11 protein-coding genes are annotated in these 12,491 nt (G+C 73.1%); 5 read left to right on the top strand and 6 right to left on the bottom strand.

The genetic code is table 11. The features are described 5' to 3' along the window. Positions 1-114: 114 nt before the first annotated feature. Positions 115-990, top strand: a complete 876-nt coding sequence (locus QSK52_RS29385) for an aldo/keto reductase (protein WP_285739230.1) — start codon at positions 115-117, stop codon at positions 988-990. A 192-nt stretch (positions 991-1,182) separates the two neighbouring features. Here the strand turns inward: QSK52_RS29385 and QSK52_RS29380 are convergent, their stop codons facing one another. After that, complete coding sequence (locus QSK52_RS29380) at positions 1,183-1,983, bottom strand: MarR family winged helix-turn-helix transcriptional regulator (protein ID WP_285739229.1); 801 nt, start codon at positions 1,981-1,983, stop codon at positions 1,183-1,185. Between the two features lie 507 nt (positions 1,984-2,490). Between QSK52_RS29380 and fabG the strand changes: the two genes are divergently transcribed. The 4 genes from fabG (at position 2,491) to QSK52_RS29355 (ending at position 5,376) form a co-directional block, all read left to right on the top strand. Next, a complete protein-coding gene (gene fabG / locus QSK52_RS29375; RefSeq protein WP_285739228.1) occupies positions 2,491-3,276 on the top strand; it encodes a 3-oxoacyl-ACP reductase FabG in 786 nt (261 codons plus the stop codon). 163 nt (positions 3,277-3,439) lie between these two features. After that, positions 3,440-3,631, top strand: coding sequence for a hypothetical protein (locus QSK52_RS29370; RefSeq protein WP_285739227.1), 192 nt, complete (start codon positions 3,440-3,442; stop codon positions 3,629-3,631). A gap of 454 nt (positions 3,632-4,085) precedes the next feature. Beyond that, a complete protein-coding gene (locus tag QSK52_RS39720) occupies positions 4,086-5,006 on the top strand; it encodes a phosphatase PAP2 family protein (RefSeq protein ID WP_435053402.1) in 921 nt (306 codons plus the stop codon). Positions 5,007-5,100: 94 nt separating this feature from the next. Next, the gene (locus tag QSK52_RS29355; RefSeq protein WP_033221198.1) at positions 5,101-5,376 is read left to right on the top strand and encodes a DUF6343 family protein; all 276 of its coding nucleotides are present in this window, start codon (positions 5,101-5,103) and stop codon (positions 5,374-5,376) included. Positions 5,377-5,384: 8 nt separating this feature from the next. On the opposite strand, the gene QSK52_RS29350 is transcribed toward QSK52_RS29355, so the two are convergent. The 5 genes from QSK52_RS29350 to shc all read right to left on the bottom strand — a co-directional run bounded on the left by QSK52_RS29350 (position 5,385) and on the right by shc (position 12,484). Beyond that, on the bottom strand, positions 5,385-6,776 hold the full coding sequence (locus QSK52_RS29350; RefSeq protein WP_285739225.1) for an aspartate aminotransferase family protein: 1,392 nt from the start codon (positions 6,774-6,776) through the stop codon (positions 5,385-5,387). A 22-nt stretch (positions 6,777-6,798) separates the two neighbouring features. Then, positions 6,799-8,724 carry a 1-deoxy-D-xylulose-5-phosphate synthase gene (dxs, locus tag QSK52_RS29345; protein WP_285739224.1) on the bottom strand — a complete coding sequence of 642 codons (1,926 nt, stop codon included), beginning with the start codon at positions 8,722-8,724 and terminating at the stop codon, positions 6,799-6,801. A gap of 107 nt (positions 8,725-8,831) precedes the next feature. Next, on the bottom strand, positions 8,832-9,857 hold the full coding sequence (gene hpnH / locus QSK52_RS29340) for an adenosyl-hopene transferase HpnH (RefSeq protein ID WP_285739223.1): 1,026 nt from the start codon (positions 9,855-9,857) through the stop codon (positions 8,832-8,834). 3 nt (positions 9,858-9,860) lie between these two features. Next, positions 9,861-10,529, bottom strand: coding sequence for a 1-hydroxy-2-methyl-2-butenyl 4-diphosphate reductase (locus QSK52_RS29335; protein WP_285739222.1), 669 nt, complete (start codon positions 10,527-10,529; stop codon positions 9,861-9,863). Then, the gene (gene shc, locus QSK52_RS29330) at positions 10,526-12,484 is read right to left on the bottom strand and encodes a squalene--hopene cyclase (protein ID WP_285739221.1); all 1,959 of its coding nucleotides are present in this window, start codon (positions 12,482-12,484) and stop codon (positions 10,526-10,528) included. The genes QSK52_RS29335 and shc overlap by 4 nt, the downstream gene beginning before the upstream one ends. Positions 12,485-12,491 lie beyond the last annotated feature (7 nt).

The raw sequence follows: 12,491 nt of genomic DNA, 5'->3' as shown, positions 1-12,491 counted from the left end.
GCCGCGGGAATAAGTTGGTGTTCCCCACCGTTGCCACCGCTCCGGAAGCACCAGAGCCATCAGAACCACCAGAACCACCGGCAGCAGAAGCGCAAACGAAGGGCACCCCTTCCCGTGACCAGCACCCCCGCAGCACCCCCGGTCCCCACGATCACGCTGAACAACGGCGTGCGGATCCCGCAGCTCGGCTTCGGCGTCTGGCAGGTGCCGGACGCGGAGGCCGTCCCCGCGGTGCGCACGGCCCTGGAGGCCGGCTACCGCTCGGTCGACACCGCCGAGATCTACGAGAACGAGAAGGGCACCGGCCAGGCGATCGCCGAGTCCGGCGTGGCCCGCGACGAGCTGTTCGTGACCACCAAGCTGTGGAACTCGGGCACCGTCGACTGGTCCGGCGAGCAGGGCCGCGACCGGGTGCTGCGCACCTTCGACGAGTCGCTCGGCCGCCTCGGCCTGGACGTGCTGGACCTGTACCTGATCCACTGGCCGCGCCCGATGCACGGCAACGCCTTCCTGAACATCTGGCGCGCCTTCGAGCAGCTGCACGCCGAGGGCCGGGTCCGGGCGATCGGCGTCTCCAACTTCCGCGTGCCGGACCTGCAGCTGCTGCTGGCGGAGGCCGAGGTGAAGCCGGTCCTCAACCAGATCGAGCTGCACCCGTACTTCCCGCAGGAGGAGCTGCGCGCCCTGCACGCCGAGCACGGCATCGCCACCGAGGCGTGGAGCCCGCTGGGCCAGGGCAAGGACCTGCTGGCCGAGCCCGCCCTGCTGGCCGTCGCCGCCAAGCACGGCCGCACGGCGGCCCAGGTGGTGCTGCGCTGGCACCTGCAGTCCGGCGTGATCGCCATCCCGAAGTCGGTCACCCCCGCCCGGATCCGGGAGAACCTGGACATCACGGGCTTCGAGCTGGACGCCGAGGACCTGGCGGCCGTCGCGGGCATCGCCACCGGCCGGCGGATCGGCCCGGACCCGGCCGACTTCGACTGGAACTGACCTCCGCGCCCGCCGGGCCCGTCCGGCACAGGGGAGTTGACGCTCCGTCAGCACCCCGGCCGGGCTCCGGAAGCAGAACGGGAAGGGGCCGACACCCGCGTGGGTGTCGGCCCCTTCCCGTGCGTCCGCCGGCGCCGCTGACCGGCCGGAGCGCGTTCGCCGCCCGGGCACGGGCGACGCTTTGCAGAATCGTTACAGCCGGGCCGCCTTGGCGAGCAGCGCCAGCGCCTGCACGTGCTCGTGCGGCTCCAGCGGAGCGAGCAGCGCCTCCTGGACCTCGCGGACCCCGGCGGTGGAGCGGTGCAGCAGCTCCTGGCCGGTCGGGGAGAGCGAGAGCAGGTTGCGGCGCCCGTCCGAGGGGTCGCGGCGGCGCAGCACCAGGCCGCGCCGGACCAGCCGGCTGACCATCTCGGCCATCGTCGCCTTGTCGAGCGAGGCGAGCTCGCCGACCGTCCGCTGGTCGGCGCCCGGTTCGGTCTCCAGCGCGTCCAGCACCGCGTACTGAGGAGCCGTCAGCTCGGTGCCGACCTTCTCCGACCAGAGCTTGGTGTGCACCTGCTGGGCGACCCGGATCAGGTAGCCGATGGCGCGCTGGGCGTCCAGCGTGGGCCGGGCGTCCGCCATCACGGCGACGGCTCCCGGCTCCAGCCGGGCTATCCGCGCCATGATCCGGACGATCTCCAGCTGCTCGTCCGGGCTCAGCGGCTCGAACAGGGTCCGCTGGACCCGGACCACGCCGCCGGTCGCCTCGCGGACGGCCTGAGCACCGTTCTGCGAGAGCGCCAGCAGCTTGCGCCGACCGTCGGCCGGGTCCCTGCGGCGGAGCACCAGACCCCGTCGGACCAGCCGGGCGACCATCTCGGCCATCGTCGCCTTGTCGAGCGAGGCCCGTTCGCCGACCGTGCGCTGGTCGGCTCCGGGCTCCAGGGCCAGTACCAGCAGCACCGCGAACTGCGGAGCCGTCAGCTCGGTACCGACGTATTCGGACCACAAGCGGGTGTGCACCTGCTGGGCCACGCGAATGAGGTGTCCGGGCGACTGCTGCAGTCGGCCGGGCACGCGGGTTGTCGGGATCTCCCCCAGCACCATGAAATCCGTCCCGGTGTCACGCCCGGGTGTGTGTGGGACACCCGAGCGGGGCAGTAACGGCGAGTGAGCATCCCGCTGTGAGAGAGGACGCGTCGGCCGTGCAGCCGGTGGCTGCTGGCGCACACTATACAAACGGTCGGCCTGGACCGGCAGGTAGGGGCGCAGAGTAGTCGCAGGATCGTCGAAGTTGGCATATTTCCCCCGTATGTCGGGACCACGCCCAACCTGGTTCACCCGCCCGGCCGCTTTTCGCCCTCACCCTCTGTCACCTGCGGCGCTACCTCTGGCCGGAAATCCTACTCATCGGTAAGGTTGCCGCGCTGCGCCCTGCGCAACTCATTTATTTCTCACCAACGGGTCACCGGCCCGCGCCGGTCCCGTCGTCCGACTTCGAGAGAGACGAGTACGAAGATGACCGAGCAGAGCACGTCCGTGACCGCCCCCGCTCCGGCCCGGGTGGCCGTGGTGACGGGTGCGGCCCGCGGGATCGGTGCGGCCACCGCGCTCCGGCTGGCCGCGGACGGTTACGCCGTCGCCGTGGTCGACCTGGAGGAGTCCACCGCCAAGGGCACCGCCGAGGCGATCGAGGCCGCGGGCGGCCGCGCGCTGGCCGTCGGCGCGGACGTGTCGGACGCGGAGCAGGTGGAGGCCGCGGTGGAGCGGATCGCCGCCGAGCTCGGCGCCCCGGTGGTGCTGGTGAACAACGCGGGCGTGCTGCGCGACAACCTGCTCTTCAAGATGTCCGAGTCGGACTGGGACACCGTGATGGCCGTCCACCTCAAGGGCGCTTTCCTGATGACCCGCGCGGTGCAGAAGCACATGGTGGCGGCCGGTTTCGGACGGATCGTCAACCTGTCCTCGTCCTCGGCCCAGGGCAACCGCGGCCAGGCCAACTACTCCGCCGCCAAGGCCGGCCTGCAGGGCTTCACCAAGACCCTGGCCATCGAGCTCGGCAAGTTCGGCGTCACCGCCAACGCGGTCGCCCCTGGCTTCATCGCCACCGACATGACCGCGGCCACCGCGGCCCGGGTCGGCATGGAGTTCGAGGCGTTCAAGCAGGCCGCCGCCTCCGCCATCCCGGTCCAGCGGGTCGGCGTGCCGGAGGACATCGCGCACACCATCTCCTTCCTGGCCTCCGAGGGCGCGGGCTTCGTCTCCGGCCAGGTCATCTACGTCGCGGGCGGCCCGCTCGACTGACCGCCGCCGCGGCCGCGACACGCCGCCGCCGCGTTCGTGGTGCGCAGCCCCGGACCCGGGTCCAGACTCGATGGCAGACCTCCCGCCGCCGGCCCGGCGGCGGGCGCGCCCCGCCGGAGGGGCCGGACCGGGCACTCCGGCGCTCCACCCACGGAGGACCTTGATGACCGATCCCACGGACAGCGAGTCCAAGCCGACCCCGGACAGCCTGCTGCACACCGGGGCGGAGAACCCCGTCGACCCCGAGGACCTGGTGATGGCCTCGGGGCGCACCCCCACCCCGGAGCTGGTCGAGAAGGCCAGGAAGGACCTGGAGGAACAGGGCGCGGCAGCCGTCGAACGCCTGCTGCCCTGACCGAGGGGCCGGGCCGACAGGGGCCCGGCCGGCGGGCTGCCGCCACGGCCGCACGAGGCCGCGGACGAGGCGGCCGATTTCCCCGGAGCGACCCGGAAGTGACCCGGGTCACGGGAAATCGGCCGCCTCATTCGTCCCCGCACTACCCTCGGGGCAATTGGAGAAGCCGCCGGAATGCGGCTCGCCGGGGCGCTCCGGGGCGTGATTTCCCCCACTCCCCGCCCCCTTCCCCGCGGCACCGTTCCCGCCCTGAACTGCCCCTATGGAGAAACCGGGGACGACACGTCACCGGCGGGTGACAGATCCGCGGAATAGCCCGGGCGTCCCGGGGTGGACCGGTAATGTCGAAGCCGTGCCAGCCAAGCCCGAATCTTCCGAGCAGCAGATATCGACCGAACCGTGCACGGTTCCGGTCCGTTCCGGTCACGATTCCCGCACCGGAACGACCGATTCCGTGCTCCCCTCGATCAGTCGGCGGCACGCCCTGCTCTTCGGCCTGGTCGGACTGCTCTACCTGGCGGTGGTGCTGGCCATCCTGTACGACTCCCCGCTGGTCGACCTGGACTGGTCGCTGCAGCAGTTGCGCCCGTACCGGCAGTGGCCCGGTGCGCTGCCGTACCTGGACATCTGGGTGATCGCGGGGCAGCGCGGCCCGACCGCGATCGCGGCCTGCCTCTGGCTGGGCTGGCGCTGCTACCGCGCGCACTCGGCGCGGCCGCTGCTGGTGATGGGCATGGCACTGCTGCTGCTGAACGTCACGGTCGGCGGGGTGAAGATCCTGACCGGTCGGCTGGGGCCGCACTACGCGCACTACGTGGGCTCGCCCGAGCTGTTCTCCGGCGGCAGCATCTTCCCCTCCGGGCACACCGCGAACGCCGTGGTCACCTGGGGCGTGCTGGCGTACCTGGCGACCCGCTGGCGGCGCACCGGTGCCGCGCTGGCCGCGCTCACCGCGGCCTCGATCGGGCTGACCACCGTCTACCTGGGCACCCACTGGATCTCGGACGTGTTCGCGGGCTGGGCGGCGGGCGCGCTGGTGCTGCTCTCGCTGCCGCTGGCCGAACCGGCCGTCGCCGCACTGGACCGGCGGGTGCTGGCGGCCTGGCACCGGGAGGGCCGCTTCGCCCGCCCGACCGCCGCCGCACCCCGGCCGCGCCCGGCGGCGGCGCCCCGCCCGCAGTGGCCCGCGCGCCCGCTGCCGGCCCGCCCTCAGCCCGCCCAGGCCCGTTCCACCACGCCGTCCCGCACCGTCAGGTTGAGCCGGTCGGAGCGGTACTCCATGGTCAGCAGCGCCTCCGGTTCCAGCACCCGCACGGTGCGCCAGCCCCGCTCGGCGGCCAGCGCCCGGGCCGGCTCCACCGGCAGCCCCGGGTAGTCGTCCAACCGGTCCCCGTGCAGTTCGTCCATCGCCCGCCTCCCCGCGCCCGAACAGTCCTAGGCTGGAAAGGGTACGAGGGAGGCGGTTGCGTATGCGGCGCGCCAGGACGCCGAAGGTGTGGCTGAGCGGGACGGAGCCGGCCACCGCGCGCAGTGACCTGAAGCTGCGGTTCCTGCTGTCGGTGCTGTTCCTGCCGTTCTTCGCGCTGTGCACGGCGGGCTTCGCGGTGTGGGCCGCGCTGGCCCCCGCGGACGGCGCGCCGAGCAGCGGGACGCTGGTGGTGTTCGCGGTGGGCTGCGGGGTGCTGACCCTGGTGGCGGCGGCGGACCTGTGGGTGGTGGTGCGCCGCCGCCGCACCGAGCTGTGAGCGGCTGACTACCGCGAACCGACCGCCTGCTTGACCAGGGTGCGGCCGAAGTCCCACATCAGGCCGCTGCCGCGGTGGGCGTCGTCCATCACCTCGGTGAAGGCGTCCACGAAGCGGTCGACCTCCTTCTCGGTGACGATCAGCGGCGGGATCAGCTTGATCACCTCCAGGTGGTCGCCGGAGACCTGGGTGAGGATCCGGTGCCGCTGCAGCAGCGGGACGACCACCATCTGCGCGAACAGGCCCTTGCGGGCGGCCTGCAGCGCCGTCCAGCCGGTGCGCAGCTTGAGCGACTTGGGACGGCCGAACTCGATGCCGATCATCAGCCCGCGCCCGCGCACCTCGGCGAGCAGCTCGTACCGCTCGGTCAGCGCCGCCAGCCGGGTCCGGAACAGCTCGCCGACCTTCGCGGCGTTCTCCACCACGCCCTCCTGCCGCATCACGTGCAGGGTGGCCAGGCCCGCGGCCATCGCCTGGGCGTTGGAGCCGAAGCTGGCGGAGTGCACCAGGACGCGGTCCATCGAGGAGTACACCTTCTCGAAGATCCACGACTTGCCGAGCGTCGCCCCGATCGGCACGTACCCGCCGGAGAGCGCCTTGGCCGCGCACACCAGGTCGGGGTGGACGCCCTCCTCGGCCTGGTAGGCGAAGAAGGTGCCGGTGCGGCCGACGCCGGTCTGCACCTCGTCGCAGATCAGCAGCGCCTTGTGGGCGTGCAGCAGCTCCTGGGCGGCGGCCAGCCAGCCGGGCGGCGGGGCGAGCACGCCCTTGCCCTGGATCGGCTCGACGATCAGCGCCGCCACGTCGCCCTTCTTCAGCTCCTTGCGCAGCGCGTCCAGGTCGCCGAGCGGGATCGCGGTGTCGGGCAGCAGCGGGTCGAAGCCCTTGCGGAAGCCGCTCTCGCCGTTGACCGAGAGCGAGCCCGCGGTGAGGCCGTGGAAGGCGTGGTCGCAGTACAGGACGCGGCGCCTGCCGGTGGCGTAGCGGGCGAACTTCAGCGCCGTCTCGACCGCCTCGGTGCCGCTGTTGCCGAAGAACACCCGGTCCAGGCCGGGGGCGTGGGCGATCAGCTGCTCGGCGAGCAGGCCGGGCAGCGGGGAGCAGTCGAAGCGGGTCAGGTCGGCCGTCCCCAGCTCCATCACCTGCTCGATCGCGGCCCGGACGGCGGGGTGGTGGCGGCCGAGCGCGAAGATGCCGAACCCGGCGAGCATGTCGAGGTACTCGTTGCCCTCGGCGTCGTAGAAGTACGGGCCCTCGGCCCGTTCGTAGTACCGGTCGAAGCCGATGGTGTGCAGCATCCGGGGCAGCTGCGGGTTGAGGTAGCGGGCGTGCAGCTCGTAGCGCTCGCCGCCCCGGGCGGCGAGCAGGGCGGCGAGGTCGAGCGGTTCGGCCTGGGTCACGCTGGTTCGCTCCAATCGGTGACTACTTGCGCGGCACCCTGGGCCGGTACTCCTGGGCGCCGCTCCGCGTGCCGGGCAGCAGGCGGCGGGCGTAGGCGGCGGTCTGGGCGGCGACGCCGGTGCCGGTGAGGCCGACCTCCTCGAGGATCTCACCGCGCGAGGCGTGCGCCAGGAACTCCTGCGGGACGCCCAGGTCGCGCAGCGGGGTGTCGACCTCGGCGTCCCGCAGGGCCTGGGCGATCGCCGAGCCGACCCCGCCGGCCCGCCCGTTGTCCTCGACGGTGACCACCATCCGGTGCGCGGCGGCCAGCCCGACCAGCGCGGGGTCGACCGGCTTGACCCAGCGCGGGTCGACGACGGTGGCGGTGATGCCGTCGGCGGCGAGCAGCGCGGCGGCGTCCAGGCAGGCGGGCGCCATCGCGCCGACGGCCACCAGCAGCACGTCGGGGCTGGGCCCGGTGCGGGCCAGCACGTCGACGCCGCCGATCCGTTCGACCGCCGGGACGTCGGGGCCGAGCTCGCCCTTGGGGAAGCGCACCACGGTGGGGGCGTCCTCGACGGCGACGGCCTCCCGGAGCTGCTCGCGCAGCCGGTCGGCGTCGCGCGGGGCGGCCAGCCGCAACCCGGGGACGACCTGCAGGATCGACATGTCCCACATGCCGTTGTGCGAGGCCCCGTCGTTGCCGGTGACCCCGGCCCGGTCGAGCACGAAGGTGACGCCGAGCCGGTGCAGCGCCACGTCCATCAGGACCTGGTCGAAGGCCCGGTTCAGGAAGGTCGCGTACACCGCGACGACCGGGTGCAGCCCCCCGGTGGCCAGGCCCGCGGCGGAGGCGACGGCGTGCTGCTCGGCGATCCCGACGTCGAAGGTCCGCCCGGGGTGGGCCGCCGCGAACGGGCCGAGCCCGACGGGGTGCAGCATCGCGGCGGTCACGGCGACCAGGTCGGGGCGCTCGGCGCCGAGGGCGAGCATCTCCTGGCTGAACACGGACGTCCAGGAGGCGCCCGCGGACGGCGAGACCGGCAGGCAGGTGTACGGGTCGATCGGGCCCACCGCGTGGAAGCGGTCGGCCTCGTCCTGCTCGGCGGGCCGGTAGCCGCGGCCCTTGACGGTCAGGCAGTGCACGATGACCGGCCCGCCGAAGTGCCGGGCCTGGCGCAGCGCCTGCTCGACGGCGGCGATGTCGTGGCCGTCGATCGGGCCGAGGTACTTCAGGCCGAGGTCCTCGAACATGCCCTGCGGGGCGAAGGCGTCCTTGAAGCCCTTCTTGGCGCCGTGCAGCGCGTCGAACAGCGGCGGGCCGACCACGGGGGTGCGCTGCAGGGCGTCCTTGCCCCAGGCGAGGAAGCGCTCGTAGCCGCGGGTGGTGCGCAGGGTGGCGAGGTGGTGGGCGAGGCCGCCGATGGTCGGCGCGTAGGAGCGCTCGTTGTCGTTGACGACGATGACCAGCGGACGGTCCTCGGCCTCGGCGATGTTGTTGAGCGCCTCCCAGGCCATGCCGCCGGTGAGCGCGCCGTCGCCGATCACGGCGACGGTGCAGCGGTCCACGCCGAGCAGTTGGTTGGCCTTGGCGATGCCGTCGGCGTAGCCGAGCGCGGTGGAGGCGTGCGAGTTCTCGATCAGGTCGTGCTCGGACTCGGCGCGCGAGGGGTAGCCGGAGAGCCCGTCCTTGGCCCGCAGCCGGCTGAAGTCCTGCCGACCGGTGAGCAGCTTGTGCACGTAGGCCTGGTGGCCGGTGTCCCACAGGACGCGGTCGTGCGGGGAGTCGAAGACCCGGTGCAGGGCGATGCTGAGTTCGACCACGCCGAGGTTGGGGCCGAGGTGGCCGCCGGTGCGGGTGACGGCGTCGATCAGGAAGTCGCGGATCTCGTCGGCGAGCAGCGGCAACTGCTCGGGGTGCAGTCGTCTGAGGTCGGCGGGCCCGGTGATCTGGCTCAGCAGTGGCATGGCGTACCCCTCACGGCCGGTTCGATGTGCGTAGGTGTCCAGCCTGCGGCCCGGCGGGCGCGGTCGCCTGTCGGCGTGGGCCGCCCGCGCCGGGCCCTGACGTGCGGTCAGACCGCCTTGGGCGAGGCGAGGGTCTCGCGGGCGGCGCGGATCGACTCCTTGAGCGAGCCCATGGTGGCGAGCACCGCCGTCGGTTCGTACCCGCAGTGGGCCATGCAGTTGTCGCAGCGCGGGTCACGGCCGCGGCCGTACTTGTCCCAGTCGGTCTTCTCGATCAGCTCGCGGTAGGTGGGGACGTAGCCGTCGGACATCAGGTAGCAGGGGCGCTGCCAGCCGAACAGCGAGTAGTTGGGGATGCCCCAGGCGGTGCACTCGAAGTCGACCTTGCCCTCCAGGAAGTCCAGGAAGAGCGGGCTGTGGTTGAGCCGCCAGCGCCGCCGGTTGCCGCCGGCGAAGGCCTTGCGGAACAGCTCGCGGGTCTGCTCGACGCCGAGGAAGTGCTCCTGGTCGGGAGCCTTCTCGTACGCGTAGGCCGGGGAGATCATCATCTCGTCGACCTTGAGGTCGTCGTTGAGGAAGTCCAGCACCTCGACCACGGTCTGCGCGGTGTCGGTGTTGAAGAAGGTCGAGTTGGTGGTGACCCGGAAGCCCCGCCGCTTGGCCTCCTTGATCGCCTCGACGGCCTCCGCGAACGTCCCCTCCTTGGCCACCGAGGCGTCGTGCCGCTCCTCCAGGCCGTCGATGTGGACGGCGAAGGTGAAGTACGGCGAAGGGGTGAACTTGTCGAGCTTCTTGCGCAGCAGCAGGGCGTTGGTGCACAGGAAGACGTACTTGCGGCGCTCCACCAGCTGGCGGACGATCTCGTCGATCTGGGGGTGCATCAGCGGCTCGCCCCCGGCGATGGAGACCATCGGGGCGCCGCACTCCAGGACCGCGCCGACCGCCTGGGCGACCGGCATCCGCTGCTTGAGGACGCCCGCGGGGTGCTGGATCTTCCCGCAGCCCTCGCACTTGAGGTTGCAGGCGAACAGCGGCTCCAGCTCGACGATGAGCGGGAACTTCTTCCGCCCCCTGATCTTCTGCTGCATGAGGTAGGTGGACACGCGGATCGTCTGACGCAGCGGCATGGCCATGGCTTAGCTCGCCTCCTGGGGGAGCGTCGAGGGCTGTGGGGTCGTCAGCTGGGCGGGCGTGGCGGAGACCTGCCGGTGCCACGCGGTGAGGGCGGGGACGGCGGCACGCAGGGCCCGCCAGGCGCGCACCCCGGCCGGCAGGGTGCCGGGGCGGATCAGTTCCCGTTCGGGGGTGTCGACCACCACCCGCAGCACGGCCGCGGGCAGGTCGGGCGCGTGCGCGGCGCGGGCGGCGAGGACGGCGGCGGCCTCCATGTCGACGGCGAGCGCGCCCTCGCGGTGCAGCCGGGCCCGTTCGGGGCCGCGCACCACGTGGTCGGCGGTGCGGTGGGTGCCCAGGTGGGCCCGCAGGCCCGCCTCCTCCAGGGCGGTGGCCAGCGCGGCCGCGGAGGGCAGCGGGTGGTCGCCGCCCTCGGCGTCGGTGACCCGGTCGGCGACGATCACCTCGCCGGGCCGCACGCCGGGCCCGAGCGCGGCGCCGAACCCGGCGACCAGGAGGGCGCCGTAGCCGCCCGCGTCGAGCAGCGCGGCGGCCTTCTGCCCGGCGGCCCGGCGGCCCATCCCGGTGCGGGCCAGCACCGGCGGTCCGCCCGCCGCGCCGGACCAGTCGCCGCCGCGCAGCGCCCAGGCCTCCGGCCCGAGCGCGCACAGCACCAGCAGCGGCCCGTTCACTGCTCGCCTCCCCGGCCGAGCGGGGCGTCGTGCACGTAGCGGCCGAGCGCGGTGACCGGGAAGACCAGGCGGTACAGGTGGTAGTTGATGGAGAAGTCCCAGGGGAAGCCGGTGCCGGTGAACTGCGGTTCGTCCCACGTCCCGTCGGGGCGCTGGGTGGCGGTGAGCCAGCCGACGCCGCGCTCGACCGCCGCGGAGTCGCGCTCCCCGGCGGCGAGCAGCGCCATCAGCGCCCAGGCGGTCTGCGAGGCGGTGGACTCGCCGCGTCCGGCCCAGGTGGCCGGGTCCTCGTAGGAGCGCATGTCCTCGCCCCAGCCGCCGTCCGGGTTCTGCCGGTCGGTCAGCCAGGCGACGGCCCGGCGGATCGAGGAGTGGTTCCGGCTGACCCCGGCGGCGATCAGCGCGGGCACCACCGAACCGGTGCCGTAGATGTAGTTGGTGCCCCAGCGGCCGAACCAGGAGCCGTCGGCCTCCTGGTGGCGCAGCAGCCAGACGACGCCGCGCCGGGTGCGCAGGTCCCCGAGGCGGCCGGTCCCGGCGAGCATCTCCACCACGTGCGCGGTGACGTCGGCCGAGGGCGGGTCGATGACCTCGCCGAAGTCGCAGAACGGCAGCTTGTTGGGGAGCTTGCTGGTGTTGTCGGCGTCGAACGCGCCCCAGGCGCCGTCCTTGGACTGCATGCCGAGGTTCCACCGGACGGCCCGCTCGACCGCCCCCTCCAGCCGCTCGCGGTCGGGGTGGTCGATCCGGCGCAGCGCGAGGACCACCTCGGCGGTGTCGTCGACGTCCGGGTAGGTGTCGTTCTCGAACTCGAAGGCCCAGCCGCCGGGGGCCAGCCGGGGGCGCTTGACGGCCCAGTCGCCGCGGGTGGTGACCTCCTCGCCGAGCATCCAGTCGGCGGCCCGGACCAGGGCCGGGTGGTCGCCGGGCAGTCCGGCGTCGCGCAGCGCGATGGCGGCCAGGCAGGTGTCCCAGACCGGGGACTGGCAGGCCTCCAGCCAGCGCTTGCCGTCCTCGGTGTGGACGGTGAAGGAGTCGAAGGCGGCGAGTCCGGCCTTCATCACGGGGTGGTCGAGCCGGTAGCCGAGCAACCGCAGCGCGATCAGCGAGTAGACGGCGGGCGGCTGGATGCCGCCCCAGCAGCCGTCGGCCTCCTGCCGTTCGACGATCCAGGCGGCGGCCTGCCGCAGGGCCAGACGGCGCAGCGGCTTGATGGCGTGCCGGTGGTAGCGGTGCATCAGCTGGTCGAGCCGCTGGAACAGGCCGTCCCAGGTGTGCGGCGGGGCGAGCGGCCGCCGCGGGTACGGGTTCGCCGGGTCGGTGTGCAGTTCGGCGAGGCCGAACGGGGCGGGGCGGACCGGGCGGTGCGCGGAGACCACGGTGAGCGGGACGATGGTCTGCCGGGCCCACTGGCCGAAGGAGTAGATGTTCAGCGGCGCCCAGGTGGGCAGGAACAGCACCTCGGGCGGCAGCTCGGGGAGCTGCTCCCAGGGCCACCAGCCGAACAGGGCGAGCCAGATCCGGGTGAACACCCGGCTCGCGGCGATGCCGCCGCGCTCGCGGACGAACGCGGCGGCGGCCCGCATGTGCGGGGCGTCCGCGGTGTCCCCGGCGAGCCGGAGGGCCACGTACGCCTCGACGGTGGTGGAGAGCTCGGGCGGGCCGCCGTGGAAGGTGGCCCAGGTGCCGTCCTCCCGCTGCCGGGAGCGGATCCAGGCCGCGGTGGCCCGGGTCTGCTCCTCGGTGCGGATGCCCAGGAACTCCCTGAGCAGCAGGTCTTCGGCGTCCATGGTGACGTTGGTCTCCAGGTCGCCCTTCCACCAGCCGTCGGCGTGCTGGAGTGACAGCAGGTGTGCGGTGGCGCGGCTGAGCGCCGCCGCTGGTGAGGAATCGTCAGATCGTGCTACTGCAACTGAGGTTTGGGGTCCGAGCCTTCCACCCGCGGTTGCTGTCACTCTTACG

The sequence above is a fragment of the Kitasatospora phosalacinea genome (assembly GCF_030268885.1).
Classification (GTDB): Bacteria; Actinomycetota; Actinomycetes; order Streptomycetales; family Streptomycetaceae; genus Kitasatospora; species Kitasatospora phosalacinea_C.
Note: the sequence above shows the minus strand (reverse complement) of the source record. Positions and strands in the feature narration are given on the sequence as shown.

Excerpts from the sequence above, each read along its gene's own strand:
- fabG (WP_285739228.1), top strand. The coding sequence starts at position 2,491 with ATGACCGAGCAGAGCACGTCCGTGACCGCCCCCGCTCCGGCCCGGGTG.
- QSK52_RS29370 (WP_285739227.1), top strand. The coding sequence starts at position 3,440 with ATGACCGATCCCACGGACAGCGAGTCCAAGCCGACCCCGGACAGCCTG.
- dxs (WP_285739224.1), bottom strand. The coding sequence starts at position 8,724 with ATGCCACTGCTGAGCCAGATCACCGGGCCCGCCGACCTCAGACGACTG.
- hpnH (WP_285739223.1), bottom strand. The coding sequence starts at position 9,857 with ATGGCCATGCCGCTGCGTCAGACGATCCGCGTGTCCACCTACCTCATG.
- QSK52_RS29355 (WP_033221198.1), top strand. The coding sequence starts at position 5,101 with ATGCGGCGCGCCAGGACGCCGAAGGTGTGGCTGAGCGGGACGGAGCCG.